This is a genomic window from Blastococcus aggregatus, from assembly GCF_900221005.1.
Taxonomy (GTDB): domain Bacteria; phylum Actinomycetota; class Actinomycetes; order Mycobacteriales; family Geodermatophilaceae; genus Blastococcus; species Blastococcus aggregatus.
In genome coordinates this window covers 335,231-351,403 of record NZ_OBQI01000002.1, presented here as the reverse complement: position 1 = coordinate 351,403, position 16,173 = coordinate 335,231, and the positions used below count along the sequence as shown (strand labels likewise).

General features: G+C 74.4%; 19 protein-coding genes. 10 read left to right on the top strand and 9 right to left on the bottom strand.

Features of this window, described 5'->3' with window-relative positions:
• Nucleotides 1-64 precede the first annotated feature (64 nt).
• Nucleotides 65-259: a hypothetical protein gene (locus tag CRP29_RS07405; RefSeq protein ID WP_097194413.1), complete on the top strand. Its 195-nt coding sequence runs from the start codon at nucleotides 65-67 to the stop codon at nucleotides 257-259.
• 30 nt (nucleotides 260-289) lie between these two features.
• On the opposite strand, the gene hisN is transcribed toward CRP29_RS07405, so the two are convergent.
• Nucleotides 290-1,090, bottom strand: coding sequence for a histidinol-phosphatase (hisN, locus tag CRP29_RS07400; protein WP_097194861.1), 801 nt, complete (start codon nucleotides 1,088-1,090; stop codon nucleotides 290-292).
• A gap of 89 nt (nucleotides 1,091-1,179) precedes the next feature.
• Here hisN and CRP29_RS07395 point away from each other — a divergent pair, with 89 nt between their 5' ends.
• The gene (locus CRP29_RS07395; protein ID WP_097194412.1) at nucleotides 1,180-1,716 is read left to right on the top strand and encodes a DUF2087 domain-containing protein; all 537 of its coding nucleotides are present in this window, start codon (nucleotides 1,180-1,182) and stop codon (nucleotides 1,714-1,716) included.
• Between the two features lie 2 nt (nucleotides 1,717-1,718).
• Here CRP29_RS07395 and rsgA read toward each other — a convergent pair whose 3' ends face one another.
• Genes rsgA through CRP29_RS07380 form a run of 3 tightly spaced genes read right to left on the bottom strand, consistent with a single transcriptional unit; the run spans nucleotide 1,719 to nucleotide 5,503 of the window.
• Entirely contained in the window at nucleotides 1,719-2,708 is a 990-nt protein-coding gene (rsgA, locus tag CRP29_RS07390) for a ribosome small subunit-dependent GTPase A (protein ID WP_097194860.1), read from the bottom strand.
• Between the two features lie 26 nt (nucleotides 2,709-2,734).
• Nucleotides 2,735-4,015: a 3-phosphoshikimate 1-carboxyvinyltransferase gene (gene aroA, locus CRP29_RS07385; protein WP_097194411.1), complete on the bottom strand. Its 1,281-nt coding sequence runs from the start codon at nucleotides 4,013-4,015 to the stop codon at nucleotides 2,735-2,737.
• Between the two features lie 42 nt (nucleotides 4,016-4,057).
• Complete coding sequence (locus tag CRP29_RS07380; RefSeq protein WP_217991492.1) at nucleotides 4,058-5,503, bottom strand: NAD-dependent succinate-semialdehyde dehydrogenase; 1,446 nt, start codon at nucleotides 5,501-5,503, stop codon at nucleotides 4,058-4,060.
• Between the two features lie 136 nt (nucleotides 5,504-5,639).
• On the opposite strand from CRP29_RS07380, the gene CRP29_RS07375 reads away from it, so the two are divergent.
• A complete protein-coding gene (locus CRP29_RS07375; RefSeq protein ID WP_097194410.1) occupies nucleotides 5,640-6,386 on the top strand; it encodes an SOS response-associated peptidase in 747 nt (248 codons plus the stop codon).
• Between the two features lies 1 nt (nucleotide 6,387).
• Nucleotides 6,388-7,923, top strand: coding sequence for a fused MFS/spermidine synthase (locus tag CRP29_RS07370; RefSeq protein ID WP_097194409.1), 1,536 nt, complete (start codon nucleotides 6,388-6,390; stop codon nucleotides 7,921-7,923).
• Between the two features lie 31 nt (nucleotides 7,924-7,954).
• Here CRP29_RS07370 and ybaK read toward each other — a convergent pair whose 3' ends face one another.
• A complete protein-coding gene (gene ybaK, locus CRP29_RS07365; protein ID WP_097194408.1) occupies nucleotides 7,955-8,428 on the bottom strand; it encodes a Cys-tRNA(Pro) deacylase in 474 nt (157 codons plus the stop codon).
• Between the two features lie 206 nt (nucleotides 8,429-8,634).
• Here ybaK and CRP29_RS07360 point away from each other — a divergent pair, with 206 nt between their 5' ends.
• Together CRP29_RS07360 and rsrA are read left to right on the top strand one after the other, a co-directional pair.
• The gene (locus tag CRP29_RS07360; RefSeq protein WP_091980889.1) at nucleotides 8,635-9,324 is read left to right on the top strand and encodes a sigma-70 family RNA polymerase sigma factor; all 690 of its coding nucleotides are present in this window, start codon (nucleotides 8,635-8,637) and stop codon (nucleotides 9,322-9,324) included.
• Nucleotides 9,324-9,653: a mycothiol system anti-sigma-R factor gene (gene rsrA / locus CRP29_RS07355; protein ID WP_097194407.1), complete on the top strand. Its 330-nt coding sequence runs from the start codon at nucleotides 9,324-9,326 to the stop codon at nucleotides 9,651-9,653. The genes CRP29_RS07360 and rsrA overlap by 1 nt, the downstream gene beginning before the upstream one ends.
• A gap of 115 nt (nucleotides 9,654-9,768) precedes the next feature.
• Here the strand turns inward: rsrA and CRP29_RS23795 are convergent, their stop codons facing one another.
• Complete coding sequence (locus CRP29_RS23795; RefSeq protein WP_014742531.1) at nucleotides 9,769-9,843, bottom strand: 50S ribosomal protein bL37; 75 nt, start codon at nucleotides 9,841-9,843, stop codon at nucleotides 9,769-9,771.
• A gap of 168 nt (nucleotides 9,844-10,011) precedes the next feature.
• On the opposite strand from CRP29_RS23795, the gene CRP29_RS07345 reads away from it, so the two are divergent.
• The 3 genes from CRP29_RS07345 to CRP29_RS07335 all read left to right on the top strand — a co-directional run bounded on the left by CRP29_RS07345 (nucleotide 10,012) and on the right by CRP29_RS07335 (nucleotide 12,429).
• Complete coding sequence (locus CRP29_RS07345) at nucleotides 10,012-11,061, top strand: biotin carboxylase N-terminal domain-containing protein (RefSeq protein WP_097194406.1); 1,050 nt, start codon at nucleotides 10,012-10,014, stop codon at nucleotides 11,059-11,061.
• A gap of 68 nt (nucleotides 11,062-11,129) precedes the next feature.
• Nucleotides 11,130-11,354, top strand: coding sequence for a biotin/lipoyl-binding carrier protein (locus CRP29_RS07340; protein ID WP_097194405.1), 225 nt, complete (start codon nucleotides 11,130-11,132; stop codon nucleotides 11,352-11,354).
• A gap of 124 nt (nucleotides 11,355-11,478) precedes the next feature.
• A complete protein-coding gene (locus tag CRP29_RS07335; RefSeq protein WP_141437081.1) occupies nucleotides 11,479-12,429 on the top strand; it encodes a hypothetical protein in 951 nt (316 codons plus the stop codon).
• Between the two features lies 1 nt (nucleotide 12,430).
• Here the strand turns inward: CRP29_RS07335 and CRP29_RS07330 are convergent, their stop codons facing one another.
• On the bottom strand, nucleotides 12,431-12,937 hold the full coding sequence (locus CRP29_RS07330) for a GNAT family N-acetyltransferase (protein ID WP_097194403.1): 507 nt from the start codon (nucleotides 12,935-12,937) through the stop codon (nucleotides 12,431-12,433).
• A gap of 48 nt (nucleotides 12,938-12,985) precedes the next feature.
• On the opposite strand from CRP29_RS07330, the gene CRP29_RS07325 reads away from it, so the two are divergent.
• Nucleotides 12,986-14,473 carry a sensor histidine kinase gene (locus CRP29_RS07325; protein WP_097194402.1) on the top strand — a complete coding sequence of 496 codons (1,488 nt, stop codon included), beginning with the start codon at nucleotides 12,986-12,988 and terminating at the stop codon, nucleotides 14,471-14,473.
• Nucleotides 14,474-14,565: 92 nt separating this feature from the next.
• Here the strand turns inward: CRP29_RS07325 and CRP29_RS07320 are convergent, their stop codons facing one another.
• The gene (locus tag CRP29_RS07320; protein WP_091765497.1) at nucleotides 14,566-14,817 is read right to left on the bottom strand and encodes a WhiB family transcriptional regulator; all 252 of its coding nucleotides are present in this window, start codon (nucleotides 14,815-14,817) and stop codon (nucleotides 14,566-14,568) included.
• 305 nt (nucleotides 14,818-15,122) lie between these two features.
• Nucleotides 15,123-16,082 (bottom strand): diacylglycerol/lipid kinase family protein, encoded by a 960-nt coding sequence (locus CRP29_RS07315; protein WP_097194401.1) that lies wholly within the window; start codon nucleotides 16,080-16,082, stop codon nucleotides 15,123-15,125.
• Nucleotides 16,083-16,173 lie beyond the last annotated feature (91 nt).

The window sequence follows — 16,173 nt, the reverse complement described above, 5'->3', positions numbered from 1 at the left end:
ACCGTTGGACCACGAGACGGGCCGGTCCACCGGCCCGCAGGCACGGAAGAGGAGGCGGGCCGTCATGGCGTCGCTGTTCAACAAGGTCGTCCAGCTCGCGAACAGCCCCAAGGGCAAGCAGGCGATCAAGCAGGCCACCGAGAAGGCCCAGCAGTTCGCCAACGACCCGAAGACGAAGGCGAAGATCGACGAGGCGCGCCGCCGGCTCCAGGGCGGCGGCAAGGGCGGCACGGGCACCGGGACCGGCACCGGCCTCTGATCCGGCCGCCCCGCGGTCCGGCCGCGGGGCTCAGCCGGTCGCGGTGCCGAGGGTGCGCAGTGAGGCGTCGTGCAGCGCGCCGTTCGTGGCCAGCGCGCTGCCGCCCGCGGGCCCCGGGGTGCCGGAGAGGTCGGTGAACCGGCCCCCGGCCTCGCGGACGATGACGTCGACGGCGGCGAGGTCCCAGAGCGACACCTCGGGCTCGCAGGCGATGTCGACCGCGCCCTCGGCGAGCAGCATGTAGCTCCAGAAGTCCCCGTAGGCCCGGGTGCGCCACACCGACCGGGTCAGGTCGAGGAAGCCGTCGAGGGCGTTGCGCTCCTCCCAGCCGGACAGGCTGGAGTAGGACAGGCTCGCGTCGCCCAGCGTGCTGACCCCCGAGACGGTGCAGCGGGTGGCGTTCTCCAGCCGGCGGCCGGTCCACGCGCCGACGCCCTTCGCGGCCCACCAGCGCCGGTTGAGCGCCGGCGCCGAGACCAGGCCCACGACCGCCTCGTCGCCGTCCATGAGCGCGACCAGGGTCGCCCACACCGGCACGCCCCGTACGAAGTTCTTGGTGCCGTCAATCGGGTCGAGCACCCACTTGCGGGAGCCGTGCCCGGTGGTGCCGAACTCCTCGCCCATGACCGCGTCACGGGTGCGCGCGCGGCTCAACGAGATCCGCAGCTGCTCCTCGATCGCCCGGTCGGCGTCGGTCACCGGCGTCAGGTCGGGCTTGGTCTCGACCTGCAGATCCTGCGCCTTGAAGCGCTCCATGCTGATCGAGTCGGCCTGGTCGGCCAGCACGTGTGCCAGCCGCATGTCCTCTGAGAAGCCCCGGCCCGATGTCATGAGCACCGAACCTAGTGGGGAGGCAGGGGGTCCCGCTCACCGCGCGCCGTCGGAGGCGTCGTTGTCGCACGGCTGGATACGGTCGGGACGTGGACGCCGCGACGATCGCCGGGCTGCTGGCCGACCCCGCGCGGCTGAAGGTGGTCGCCGCGCTGGCCCTGGGCGCCGAGACGATCGAGCAGGTCGCGGCGGCCTCCGGGCTCCCGCTCAAGGATGTCGCCCTGGCGGCCCGACGGCTGGCCCGGGGCGGGCTGGTGCTCCGCGACGGGCACGCGCTCGCGCTGCGCACCGAGCAGTTCGGCGTCGCCGCCCGGGCCGCTGCCGAGGCCGCCCCGCCCCCGGAGCCGCTGTCCGACGACCCGGCCCAGGACGCCGTCCTGTCGGCGTTCGTCCGCGCCGGCCGGCTCACCTCGATCCCGGCGCAGCGCAGCAAGCGGCTGGTCGTCCTCGACCACCTGGTGCGCGTGTTCGAACCCGGGGTCCGCTACCCCGAGCGCGAGGTCAACGTGCTGCTGGCCGTCTGGCATCCCGACACCGCAGCGCTGCGCCGCTACCTCGTCGACGAGGGCTTCCTGACCCGCGAGGCCGGCGTCTACTGGCGCAGCGGGGGCACCGTCGAGGTCTGAGGTCAGTAGCCGGGGCCGACCTGACCGACGGCGCCCAGCAGCACCCGCAGCGCGGCGAGCTGCTCCTGGCGTTCCGGAGGACCGGCCGCGGCCCAGGCGTCCAGCGCGCAGTCGGGGTCCTCGGCGGTGTGGCCGCAGCCGGGCGGGCAGTCCGCGGCGACGTCGGCCATCTCGTCGAACGCCGACAGGACGTCCTTGGCCGTCACGTGGGCCAGGCCGAACGACCGGATGCCCGGGGTGTCGATGACCGTGCCGCCGCCGGGCAGGTCGAACAGCACGGCCGAGGACGACGTGTGCCGCCCCTTGCCGATCTTGCTGACGTCGCCGACGGCCCGCAGCGCGTCCGGGACGAGCCGGTTGACCAGCGTCGACTTGCCCACCCCGGACTGACCGACGAACACGCTCATCCGGTCGCGGATGTGGCCGAGCAGCTCGTCCAGCGGCTGCTCACGCGACATGGGCACCGCGTCCAGCCGCAGGCCGGCGTACCGGTCCAGCAGCGGCTGCGCGGACGCGAGGTCGGTCTTGGTCAGGCACAGCAGCGGTTCCAGGCCACCGGCGTACGCAGCGACGAGGCAGCGGTCCAGGAATCCCAGCGCAGGCTCGGGGTCGGTGACGGAGGTGACGATCACCAGCAGATCGGCGTTGGCGACCACGATGCGTTCGGTGGGGTCGGTGTCGTCGGCGGTGCGGCGCAGCGACGTCGTCCGCTCCTGGATGGTGACGATCCGCGCCAGGCTGTCGGTGCGCCCGCTGGTGTCGCCGACCACCCGCACGCGGTCGCCGACCACGACCCCGTGCTTGCCGAGCTCCCGGGCGCGCATGGTGGTCACGTCCACGGCGCCGTCCGGGCCGTCGACGCGCACGGTCATCCGGCCGCGGTCGACGGCGATGACCAGCCCCGGAACGGCGTCGTCGTGGGCGGGCCGCGTGCGTGTGCGCGGGCGGGAACCCCGCCGGCCCGGGCGGATGCGGACGTCGTCCTCGTCCATCCGCCGGGCGTCGCGCTGGTGGCCGCTCAGCGGTGCGCTCCGACCGCGTCGCCGAGCAGCCGCGCCCACCGCTCGCGGAAGTCGGGCAGCGTCTTGGTCACCGCTCCCGGGTCGGCGACCTCGACGCCGTCGATCGCGAGGCCCAGCACGGCGGCGGCCATGACCATGCGGTGGTCGGCGTAGGAGTCCAGGCGGGCGGGTCGCCGCGGGCCGGGTTCGATCTCCAGCCCGTCGGGCAGCTGGCGCACGGTCGCCCCGACGGCGGTGAGCACCTCGTCGAGGGCCTGGAGCCGGTCGGTCTCGTGCCCGCGCATGTGGGCGACACCGGTGAACCGAGAGGGGCCGTCCGCGAGGGCGGCGAGCGCGGCCAGTACCGGCACCAGCTCGCTGACCTCGCCGAGATCGGCGACGAGGGGCCGGATCGAGCCGGTGCCGGTGACCCGCAGGCCCTCGGGGGTCCGCTCGGCCTCGGCTCCCATCAGCGTCAGCAGCCGGTCGAGCTGGGCGCCGGGCTGCGTGGTGACCGCGGGCCAGTCGGGCACGGTCACCCGCCCGCCGCACACCAGGGCCGCGGCCAGGAAGGGAGCGGCGTTGGAGAGATCGGGTTCGAGGACGCGGTCGAGCGCGGCGATCGGCCCGGGGGCCACCCGCCAGCCGCGGTCCGTGGCGGCCACCTCCACGCCGTGCTCGCGCAGGGTCGCCACCGTCATGTCCACGTGCGGCAGCGACGGCAGCGCGCCCGCCAGCGTCAGGTCGATGCCCTCGTCGAAGCGGGCGGCGGCCAGCAGCAGGCCGGACACCATCTGCGAGGACTCGCTGGCGTCGACCTCCACCGCACCCCCGCGCACCCGGCCGGTGCCGTGCACGGTGAACGGCGCTCGGCCGCGGCCGGCGTCGTCGATCCGGACGCCGAGCCCACGCAGCCCGTCGAGCAGGCCGGCGTTGGGGCGGTCGTGCAGGCGGGGGTCGCCGTCGACGGTGACCGGGCCGTCGGCGAGCGCGGCCACCGGAGGGAAGAACCGCAGGACGGTGCCGGCCAGCCCGGCGTCCACCGTGGCCGGACCCCGCATCGGGGCCGGGGTGACCAGCCAGTCGTCGCCGTCGTCTTCGATGCCCACCCCGAGGGCGCGCAGCGCGCCGGCCATGAGGTCGGTGTCGCGCGCCCTCAGGGGGTGCACCAGACGGCTGGGCCCGTCGGCGAGCGCGGCGAGCACCAGGGCCCGGGCGGTCAGCGACTTGGACCCGGGCAGGGGGACGACGGCGTCGACGGGCGCCGGGTGGTGCGGCGCGGACCAGACATCACTCACGTGATCAGTCTGCCCGCCCGCGCCGCACCTCCGTGCACGTGCTCAGCCGGCCTGCGGCTTGTCCGTCTTCTTGACCGGCACCGTGCGCAGCAGACGCCGGTTGGCGAACTCGAACATGGCCAGCTCGGAGAGCTCGCGGCCGTAGCCGGACCGCTTGATGCCACCGAAGGGCAGCTCGGGGGAGGAGCCGGTCGGCTGGTTGATCCAGACCATGCCCGCCTCGAGCTGCTCGGCCACCGACCGCGCCTGCTCGGGGTTGCTGCCCATGACGGTGGCGCCGAGGCCGAAGTCGCTGTCGTTGGCCAGGGCGACCGCCTCGGCGGCGTCCTTCACCTTGTAGACGACGGCCGCGGGGCCGAAGAGCTCCTCGCGGTAGGCCCGCATGTCGGGGGTGACGTCGGTGAGGATCGTGGCCGACACGAACGCGCCCGCGTGCTCGGGGCGCTGGCCGCCCGCGACGACGGTGGCGCCCTTGTCGATGGCGTCCTGGATCTGCGCCTGCAGGTCCTGGGCAGCCTTCTCGCTGGACAGCGGCGCGAGCGACGTCGCCGGGTCAGCGGGGTCGCCGGGGGCGAAGATGCCGAATGCCTGCTTGAGGCCTTCGACGAAGGGCTCGTAGGCGTCTTCGGTGACGATCAGCCGCTTGGAGGCGGTGCAGGCCTGCCCGGTGTTGCCCATGCGCCCGGCGGTGGCCGCCTTGACGGTCGCCTCCAGGTTCTCACCGTCGAGGACGATGAACGGGTCGCTGCCGCCGAGCTCCAGCACCGACTTCTTGAGGTGCTTGCCCGCCAGCGCGGCGACCGAGGAGCCGGCCCGCTCGCTGCCGGTCAGCGTCACGCCCTGGATGCGGGGGTCGGCGATGACCTGCTCGACGTCCTCGATCTTGAGGAAGGTGTTGATCAGTGCGCCCTCGGGGGCGCCGGCGTCACGGAAGAGCTGCTCGATCGCCACGGCGCACTGCGGGGTGATCTCCGAGTGCTTGAGGATGACGGTGTTGCCCAGCACCAGGTTCGGGCCGGCCACGCGGACGACCTGGTAGAAGGGGAAGTTCCACGGCTCGATGGCCAGCAGCACGCCGACGGGGCGCGTCTCGATGACGGCCTCTCCGCCGCCCATCATCGGCTCGATCGAGGTCGGCTCGAGGAACTTCGGGCCGTTGCCGGCGTAGTACTTCAGGATCATCGAGCAGAGGAACAGCTCGCCGACGGCCTCGTCGCGGCGCTTGCCCATCTCCTTGGTGATGAGGGCGGCGAAGTCCATGATCCGCTCGTCGAGCAGCTCGGCGGCCTTCTGGACGACGGCGGCGCGCTCCTCGACGGAGCGGTCACGCCACTCCTGGTAGGCGCTGTGCGCCTTGCCGATGATGCCGTCGATCTCCGACGTCTCGGTGAAGGGGAACTCCTTCTCCGTCTCGCCGGTGAAGGGGTTGACGGTCGCGTAGCGCCGGGAGGCGCTGGTGGTTGCGGGGGCGTTCTGCGTCACGGTCACGCGGTGATCCTCGTCTCTCGTCGGCTGTTCGACCAGAGGGGTACCCCAAACGCCGCCCGCTGTCACGGTCGGGCGCGGTGTCAGGGGACGGACCTAGAGTGCGGGAGGTCAGCAGATCCGGTTCGAGGAGACGCCCGTGTGCGGTCGCTACGCCGCCAGTCGCAAGCCCGAGGACCTGGCGCTGGAGTTCGAGGCGGTGCCCGCCGGCGGGCAGCCGCCCGTGCCCGCGGACTACAACGTCGCGCCCACCAAGGACGTGCACGTCGTCCGCTGGAAGAAGGAGCGCGACGCCGAGGGAGCGCTCACCGGCGGCGGCCACCGCGAGTTGCGCGCGGTGCGCTGGGGCCTGGTCCCGTCCTGGGCCAAGGACGTGTCGATCGGCAACCGCATGATCAACGCCCGGGTGGAGTCGCTGACCGACAAACCTGCCTTCCGGACGGCGGCCCGCACGCGGCGCTGCCTGGTGCCGGCCGACGGTTGGTACGAATGGGCCAAGCGGCTGGACCGCCCCGGCAAGCAGCCGTACTTCATCACCCCGCAGGACGGTTCGGTGCTGGCGCTGGCCGGGTTGTGGGAGGTGTGGGGCCGGGGCGAGGACCGGCTCTACACCTGCACGGTCGTCACCTCGCCCGCCGTCGGGGCGCTGCACGAGATCCACGACCGGATGCCGTTGGTCCTGCCGCGTGACCGCTGGGCGGACTGGCTCGACCCCGCCCGGGAGGATCTCGAGCAGCTGGTGGAGCCCACGCCGCCCGAGGTGGTCGAGGGCCTCGAGCTGCGTCCGGTGAGCACCGCGGTGAACAACGTCGCGAACAACGGGCGCGCGCTGACCGAGCGGGCCGAGACGGTGGCGGAGCCGGCCGACCAGCCGGCGCTCTTCTGACGTGTCCCGAGTCGAGACGACCACCGGACCGGCCGCCACGGGGTCCCCGGCGGGGGGCCCGCTGCCCGCGTGGGTGGCCGCATCCGTCACCTTCCTGAGCTCCGGCGCCGTCCTCGTGATGGAGATCGTGGGGCTGCGGCTCATCGCGCCCTACGTCGGCGTGACACTGCAGACGAGCACCGCCGTCATCGGCTTCGCCCTGGCCGCGATCGCGCTCGGGGCGTGGACCGGTGGTGCGATGGCCGACCGCGTCGACCCGCGGCGGCTGATCGCCCCGCTGATGGTGGCCGGCGGCGCACTGGTCATCGCCGTCCTGCCGCTCGTGCGCTTCACCGGCTCGTGGGTGAACGGAGCGGACGCGGGCGCGGTGCTCCTGCTGGCCGCGGTCGCGATCGTGGTGCCTGCAGCGCTGCTCTCCGCCGTCCCGCCGATGGTGGTGAAGCTGCAGCTGTCGAACCTCGACGAGACCGGCGCGGTGGTCGGCCGCCTGTCCGGCATCGGCACGCTCGGCGCGATCGCGGCCACGTTCGTCACCGGGTTCCTGCTGATCGCGATCCTCCCGAGCAGCGTGATCCTGGTCGGCACCGGCGCGGTCACGGTCGTCGCCGGCCTCGTCCTCGGGCTGCGGCTGCGCCGGGGGGGCGGCCGGGTGCCGGTGGGCCTGGCCGTCCTCGCGGTGGCCGGTGCGCTGCTCGCGGCGGTCGCGCCCACCCCGTGCGAGGAGGAGACGGCCTACCACTGCGCCCGGGTGGTGGCCGATCCCGAGCGGGAGTCGGGCCGGGTGCTGATCCTCGACACCCTCCGGCACTCCTACGTCGACCTCGAGGACCCCACCCACCTGGAGTTCGAGTACGTGCGGGCCATCGCCGCGGTCGCCGACGCCTCGTTCCCGGACGGCGAGCCCGTGTCGGCGCTGCACGTCGGCGGCGGCGGTCTGACGCTGCCGCGCTACCTGGCCGAGGTCCGCCCCGGCACGCGCAGCCTGGTGCTCGAGGTCGATCCGGGGGTCGTCGCGATCGACCGGGAGCAGCTGGGCCTGGAGACCTCGGCGGACCTGCAGGTGCGGGTGACCGACGGCCGGGTCGGGCTGGCCGACGAGCCGGAGGGGGAGCGCGACCTGGTGGTCGGGGACGCCTTCGGCGGTCTGTCCGTGCCGTGGCAGCTGACCACCCGGGAGGCGCTGCGGCTGGTCGACCGCGCGCTGGCCGACGAGGGCGTCTACGCGGTGAACCTGATCGACCACCCGCCGCTGGGCTTCGTCCGCGCCGAGCTCGCCACCCTGCGCGCGGTGTTCGAGCACGTGGTCCTGCTGGCCCGGGTGCCGGTCCTCACGGGGGAGGACGGCGGCAACGTCATCGCGGTCGCCTCGCAGCAGCCGCTGGACACCGAGGCGATCGCCGCCGCGATGAGCGACCACGACCTGGCCTGGCGGGTTGCCTCGGGCGCCGACCTGGACGACCTCGTCGGCGACGCCGACGTCCTCACCGACGACCACGCCCCGGTCGACCAACTGCTGACGCCGTACGGCCGCCCCTGACCCTCGTGCGTCGCCCCCGTCGGTCGCGAGGTCAGTGGCCGATCGGGGCGGTGCGGGCGCGGGTCAGCCGGACGAGGTCGGCCGGCGGCAGCTCCACCTGGAGCCCCCGCCGACCGGCGCTCACCAGGACGGTGGCGAAGTCCAGCGCGCGCTCGTCGACGACCGTCGGGAGCGCCTTCCGCTGGCCGAGCGGGCTGATCCCGCCGCGCACGTAACCGGTGGCGCGCTCCGCATCGGCGGGCTCGGCCATGACGGCCTTCCGGCCGCCGGCGGCCGCGGCCAGTGCCTTGAGGTCGAGGCTGCCGCTCACCGGGACGACGGCGACGGTGAGCGCTCCGTCGACGCGGGTCACCAGCGTCTTGAGCAGTCGCCGGGGATCGGCTCCGAGCGCCGCGGCGGCCGCCTCGCCGTAGCCCGCCTCGCCGACGTTCCCGACCTCGTAGGGGTGGAGGGTGTGCGGCACGGCAGCCTTCTCCAGTGCCCGCACCGCGGGGGTGGACGCCACGGCCGGGAGCCTAGGTGGCACGACCTTTCCGGCAGTGGCCGGGAATCGGGGCGCAGTCGGTCGGCGTTGCACCGGCCGTGAGCAGCACCGTCTCCAACGTCCGCCCGCGGGTCGCGCCCCGACGGCCGCCAGGCCGCCCGGATGCGGCGCGGCTAGGATCGACCGATGTGGCGCCCCGTGTCCGGGGAGCCCAGAGAGGACGGTCGGTGCCCGAGGAGCCCGTGATCGACGAGCCCGGTCAGATCCCCGCCGCGCCGGTGGAGGTCCCCGAGGCGCGCGAGGGCGGCAGCCGCACGGAGGTCGCCGAGACCCGTGCCGAACGGGACGCCCGCTTCGAGCGCGACGCCCTGCCGTTCCTCGACCAGCTCTACCCGGCCGCCCTGCGGATGACCCGCAACCCGGCCGACGCCGAGGACCTGGTCCAGGAGACGTTCGTGAAGGCCTACTCGGCCTTCCACCAGTTCGCCGAGGGCACCAACCTCAAGGCGTGGCTGTACCGGATCCTGACCAACACCTACATCAACAGCTACCGCAAGAAGCAGCGTCAGCCGCAGCAGTACCCCACCGACCAGGTGCAGGACTGGCAGCTGTACGCCGCCGAGGAGCACAGCTCCAGCGGGCTGCGGTCGGCCGAGATCGAGGCGCTGGACCACCTGCCGGACTCCGACATCAAGGAGGCCCTGCAGCAGTTGCCGGAGGACTTCCGGCTGGCCGTCTACCTGGCCGACGTCGAGGGGTTCGCCTACAAGGAGATCGCCGAGATCATGGGCACGCCCATCGGCACGGTGATGTCCCGGCTGCACCGCGGTCGCCGCGGGCTGCAGAAGCTGCTGGCCGACTATGCCCGCGAGCGCGGATTCGTCCGTGCCGGAGCCGGTGAGGAGGCGAGCTCCTGATGGCCGACGACGTCTCTCGGGCCGGCGAGCCGATCGAGATCAACTCCTGCGACGACGTGCTGACGCACGTGTTCGAGTTCCTCGACCACGAGACGCACGACGACCGCCGCGCGGTCATCGCCGAGCATCTCGAGGACTGCTCCTCGTGCCTGCGCGAGTTCGGCATCGAACAGGAGTTCAAGGCCCTCGTCCGCCGCCGCTGCGGTGGCGACGTCCCGCCTCCCTCGCTCCGCGAGCGGATCAAGATGCAGCTGACCAGCGTCTCCTTCGAGGAGGACGGCACGCAGGTCACCGTCGAGCGGATCACCGTGGAGCGCTCCGGCGACTAGCACCGCCCGGGCAGGAATGGCCATGTCTGCCCTCCTGACGACGACGAAGGCCCCGTACCCGCAGCAGCGGGAACGGGGCCTTCGAGCGTTCGCAGCTCTCGACGAGAGCGCGAGCTCAAGCGTTGGGGCGCTTGCCGTGGTTGGCGCCGCTCTTCTTGCGAGCGCGACGCTTGCGTCCACGCTTGGACATCGCTGCCCTCCTCTCTCTGCCGGTGGGCCGCGGGACCCGGGGATTCGTGGCCCGGCGCGACGGCGCACGTATCGTGCGCGGCGTAGCCGGAGCCGCCAAGCTGACGGCTCCAGCCTCTCACGGGGCGGCGGTGCGCATGCGCCGGGCGGGGGGAACGCAGGAGGAGCCGTGGCACACCTGGGGATCGAGAGCGTGCTCGTCGCGGGCCGGGGGCCGGCCGCGTGCGGGGTCATCGCCTCGTGCGCGCGCCTGGGCGTGAAGGCCGTCGCGGTGCACTCCGAGGCCGAGCGCTCGGCCCGGCACGTGCGGCTGGCCGACGAGGCCGTCCTGCTGGGTCCCGCGCCCGCCACCGAGTCCTACCTCGCCGTCGACCGCATCGTCGAGGCCGCGCGGCGCAGCGGCGTCACCGCCGTCCTGCCGGTGCCGCCGGCGCTGGCGGGCAACGCCCGGCTGGCCGCCGCGGTGCGCGAAGCGGGCCTGCTCTGGGTGGGCCCCGACCCCGACGTCCTGGAGCGGCTGGGCGGCGACGGCGTGGAGCCGGCCAGCGAGCGCGGTCTGCTCGCCTGGGTGACCGCCGACGGACTCCGCTTCCCGACGCCGGTCTCGCGCGACCGGGCCGCAGGCATCGCCCGGGTGTCCTGGACCCCGGACGGGCGGGCGACGGTCCCGGCCGCGGCCGGCCGGCTGGCCGAGGTCGGCTGGCGCGGGCTGGTCACGGTCGGCATCTCGCCCGACGGCGAGCTGGCCGAGGTGGCCGCCGGCTTCTCCCTCGACATCGCCGTCCTCGAGCGGGCGCACGGCGTCGACGCCGTCGAGCTGGCCCTGCGCAGCGCGGTCCCGGCCCGGAACGACGCCGGCGATCCGGCGTCGTCGCCGTGGCGGTCCGCGGTCGCGGTGCAGTTGCGCTCCACGCTGCCTCCCGGGGAGGCGGGCCGGATCGCCGGACGGCTGCCGGGAACGGGACGTCCCGAGCCCCGCCCGGAGGCGGGGGTGGACCTCGTGGCCGTCGGCGGCTACGAACCGGGCGACCGGCTGGACGGCTGGTACGACGCGCTGCTGGCCACGGTCAGCGCCGCCGCCGACGACACCGCGACCGCGGCCCGCGCCGCGAGCCAGGTGCTGTCAGGGCTGCCGGAGCTCGGGGTGCCGCACGACGGGTCCGACGTCCGCGCCGTGCTGCGGCGGCTCGCCGCCGGTGAGGCCGTGCCGGGCACCTGAGCCGCACGTCGTGCCAGGATGACCGCAGCCCCCGGGATCCCGGTGCGGCCCGCGCGAGAGGAGGCCCGGTGGCGGTCGAGGAGATCCACGCCGAGATGGTCTCCAGCGTCTGGAAGGTGCTGGTCACCGCCGGCGCGCAGGTCGCTGCCGGTGACACGCTGGTCATCCTCGAGTCGATGAAGATGGAGATCCCCGTCCTCACCGAGCTCGCCGGCACCGTCGAGGCGATGCACGTCGTCGAGGGCGAGGTCCTCCAGGAGGGCGACCTCATCGCCACCGTCGCGTTCGACTGACGGTGCCCCGGCGGGTGCAGCGCCGGGACGTGCTCGATGCGTCTTCCTGTCGACGGACGACTGACGGGAGCGCGACGTGACGATCGAGGGGTCCGGGAGCCGCCGGCGGGCGGGAGGCGTCCTCGTGACGCTCGCAGTCCTGGCGCTGACTGCGTGCACGTCCTCGGACGGGGAACGCGAGGAGGCCGCCGAGGCCCCGGCGGAGTGCCTCGACGCGGCCGACGCCACGCGGGACGGCGTCGACGGGACGCCGGTGTGGGCCCGGTTCTGCCCCGGACCGGAACGGGCCACGATCCCCGCCGAGGTGCCCTCCGATGCGCTGACCACGCACCTGGATCTCCTCGCCGGTCTCGCGGAGCGGGAGGCCGAGGACGCCCCCGTGGGCTGGCCGTGCGCGGCGTTGGCGGGGGGCCGCAGCTACGAGGTCCAGATCGGCTACGCCGACGGCGCGGTCGCGACGATCACCGGCCGCACCGATCCCGACTGCACCGGGTGGTTCGGAGCCGGCCAGGGAATCGACGGGCCCGACGGGCTGGGCGTGTACGACGGCCAGGGGGTCGGCGGGCCCGACGGGCTCGGGGTGTACGGGCTGCTCATGGCCGCATTCGGTCGCCAGCACGCCGATGCGTTCGAGGACGCCCCGAGCAGCGCACCGCTCGTCTGCCCGGACGACCCGGGTGATCCCGACAGCGTCTCGGTCGACGGGCCGTCGGCCGAGGTCGACACCGGCTACCTGCTGGGCGAGCGCTCGCCGATGGTCATGCCGCTCACCGCGGAGCGGGGGATCGTCTGCACCTGGCCGGCCGGAGTCGCGGGCGGCGAGCCGGAGGTCCGGCAGCTGACCGGCGAGGAGGCCGAGCGGGTCCGCATCGGCGTGCACGCGATCACGGGCGGCGTCGCCGAGTGCGTCGCCGGCCCCGCACCCGTCCGCACCGCGGTCGTCGAGGACCGCACCGGCACCCGCCGCGCGGTGACCGTCGACGACGCGGCGTGCTCCGTCGTGCGCAGCGACCGAGGACCGTTCGGGTCGGGGAGCGGCAGCGGGGGCTTCGGGTTCGCCTGGCTGGACCGGTGAGTCAGAGGTCGAGCGCGTAGACCAGCAGGTCGACGCCCTGCACCGGGGACCAGTCGCGCTCGGGCAGCCGGGTGAAGCCCAGCCGCTCGTAGAGCCGGTGCGCCGCGGTCATGACCGTGCTCGTGGACAGCACCATGCGGTGCTTGCCGGCAGCCCGCGCACGCCGGAGGCACTCCGTCATCAGCAGCGCCCCGATGCCCTGCCCCTGGGCCGCCGGGTCGACGACCAGCATGCGCACCGCGGCCTCGTCGTCGGACTCGGTCACCTCGCCGAACTCGCCGTCGAGGACCAGGGCGACGCTGCCGACGAGGCGCCCGTCCCCGTCCCGGACGACGAGCAGCTCCGCCAGCTCCGCCCGGCGCGCCACGTCGGCGAGCTCCGCCCCGTAGTCGGGGCCGGCCAGGCCGCCCCCCACGTAGACCGCGACGGTCAGCTCGGCGATGTCGGCGTGGTCCGCCGGGGTGGCGGGCTCGATCCGGACGGCGGGCGGGGCGGGGACGTCGACCACACCGAGCAGCGTAGGAGCCCGCCGCTGGTCTCTACGCTCGGCGGCACCATGAACAGCCTCTCCGAGCGCCTCACCCGTGGCACTGCCTCCGGTCCCGCGCAGATCGACCACTGCCGCCGGCTGGTGGCCGACTGGCAGCTGCTGGCCGACCTCTCCTTCGCCGACCTGACGCTGTGGGTGCCGCTGCCGCAGCCGGGCGGCTCGTGGTGGTGCGTCGCCCAGGTGCGGCCGCTCACCGCGCCCACCAGCCGCCCCGAGGACCTGGTGGGGGTGGAGGTCGCCGGCGAGGACGCCCATCCCTTCGAGGTCGCCTACCTCGAGGGCCGGCCGGTCACCGAGGGTGCTCCCGACTGGTCGGGGCCCGCGCCCCGCCGCCGCGAGGTCGTCCCGGTCCGCCACGACGGCGTCGTCGTCGCCGTGCTGGCCCGGGACACCAACCTCGCGGTGACCCGCGCGCCCTCCACCCTCGAGCACACCTACCTCGACATCGCCGCCGACCTCTGCCTGATGGTCTCCGCGGGCACCTTCCCGCCGGAGAAGCTGCAGGACGCGGAGATGAGCCCCCGGGTCGGGGACGGGCTGGTGCGCCTGGACGGCCGAGGACGGGCGGTCTACGCCAGCCCGAACGCGCTGTCGGCCTACCGGCGGATCGGCGTCGCCGGCGACGTCGTCGGCCGCGACCTGGGCGAGGTGACGCGGGCGGCGGCGCGGGAGCGGGTGGCGGGGGAGGAGGTCGCGGCCGGGATCGCGGCGGCCGTCGCCGGGCGCTTCCCCGGCCCGATGGACGTCGAGGCGGCGTCGGCCACGATGCTCGTCCGCGCCCTGCCCCTGCAGGCGCCCGGCGGCGAGGCGGGCGCGCTGGTGCTGGTCCGGGACGTGACCGACGTCCGCCGCCGCGACCGCGCCCTGCTGAGCAAGGACGCGACGATCCGCGAGATCCACCACCGGGTGAAGAACAACCTGCAGACCGTCGCCGCGCTGCTGCGGCTGCAGGCCCGCCGCATGACCGTGCCCGCCGCGCGCGACGCCCTGGAGGAGTCGGTGCGCCGGGTGGCCTCCATCGCCGTGGTGCACGAGACGCTGGCCGGCAGCCGGGAGGACGTCGTCGACGTCGACCAGGTGCTCGACCAGGTGCTGCCGATGCTGGGCGACCTCACCTCGGTGGGGCCGGCCGCCCGCACCCGGCGCACCGGCTCGTTCGGCGAGCTGCCGGCGGCCACGGCCACACCGCTGGTGCTCGCGGTCACCGAACTGCTGCACAACGCCGCCGAGCACGCGTTCCCCGAGGGCGAGCCGGGGGTGATCGAGCTGCTCGCCGAGCGCACGGGGGACGACCTGCTCGTCCGGGTGCGCGACGACGGCCGAGGGTTGCCGGTGGGGTTCGACCCGTCGGTCAGCGAGGGGCTCGGCCTGCAGATCGTCCGGACGCTCGTCGTGAGCGAGCTCGGCGGCAGCCTGCACATGGGCGTGCCGCCGGGCGGGCGGGGGACCGAGGTGGTGCTGACGCTGCCCGGAGCGGGGCTGCCGCGGCGCTGATCCCGGGAACGCGCCGAGGCCGGTCCGGGAGATCCCGGACCGGCCTCGAGGCGATCGGTGTGGCCGCGATGCGGCCGGATGGTGCTCTGCGGTCAGGCGGTGCGGACCCGGGTGCGAGCCTGGCGGCGCTTGAGGGCCCGCCGCTCGTCCTCGGAGAGACCGCCCCAGACGCCGGAGTCCTGGCCAGAGCTCAGCGCCCAGTCCAGACACGACTGGACGACGGGGCAGCGCTGGCACACGGCCTTGGCCTGTTCGATCTGGACGACGGCGGGGCCGGCCGTCCCGATCGGGAAGAACAGCTCCGGATCCTCGTCCCGGCAGAGCGCGCGGTGGCGCCAGTCCATGGCGGTGTTCTCCTCGGTGTCGTCTACGGTTTCTACGTCAGTCGCTGAACCCGGTCCGGCCTGCGGCCGGGCCGACGCGGCCGGGATGACACCGGGATTCCCAGCGCCTCGACGGCAGCGACTGCCTGCTGTGTGTTACCGGCAGGTTGCGTTCCTGCAGCGATGCTTTCACGCGGGGAGCGCCTGTCAAGCGAAACCAGGCCAGCGCCGACCCCCGCGTGAGCAAGCTCACCACGGTCGTGATAGGCCCGCCACTCGGCAGGGCGAGGGGCCTTGCATTCGCCGGCCTTTCCTGCGACGCGAGGTCAGGAGACGACGCGCAACGCGTACGGCACCGACCGCAGGCGCAGGCCGGTCGCCGTGCCCAGGTGCTCGCCGTCGACCTGCCATCCCTGAGGGCGGTCGGCGGTCAGCTCGAGCTCGGCCAGGTCGTGCCTGCGGTACAGCCCACGGCCGCGGAGCCGCGGCTGGGCGGCGAGCGCCTGCCGCAGCACGCGCAGCATCGCGACAGGGTCCGTGCGACCGAGCGCGAAGACGTCCAGGCCGGTGTCGAACGACGCCTCGGGGGACGGGTTCACCGGTCGCGCACCCAGGTAGGTCCACGGGCTGACGTTGGACACCAGGCAGAGGAACAGCTCCTCGACCGCGGCCTCACCGGGAGTCCGCAGGGTCATCGCCGGGCGACGCCGCTCCCGGCCCCGGAGGAACGCCGTGGTCGCCTCCCGCACGTACAACGCCCCCGTCGACCGGTGTCCGCGGGCGCGCTGCGCCTCCACCCGCGCGATCACCTCGGCGTCGAACCCGAGCCCGGCCGCGAAGACGAACCAGCGGGGCGCCGTCCACCCGGCCTCGGTGCCGGTGCCGGTGGCGCTGGCCGTGCCCAGGGAGACCGTCCGGGTCCGGCCGGCCCGCACCGAGGCGAGGATCTCCGCGGTGGCCTCCACCGGGTCCCGGGACCGGCCCAGCGCGCGGGAGAAGACGTTCGTGGAGCCACCCGGCACGACGGCCAGCGTGGGCAGATGCCCGCCGGGCCCGTTCTCGAGCAGGCCGTCGACCACCTCGTTCACCGTGCCGTCACCGCCGAGGGTGACCACGAGGTCCAGGCCGTCGGCCGCCGCGAGGGCGCCGAGCTGCCGGCCGTGGCCGCGGTGCGTGGTCTCGGCGACGTCGACCTTGAGCTCGCTGGCGAGCGCGCCGACGAGGACGTCGCGCATCTTGGCCGTGGTGCTCGTCGCCGCCGGGTTGACCACCACGAGCGCGCGCATGAACTCCAGGCTAACTGCGGACCCCGGGCCGGCGTGGGAGGTGCACCCGGCAACGGGGCGGACCGGCCGGCGGCGCCGCGTAATCTCGCGG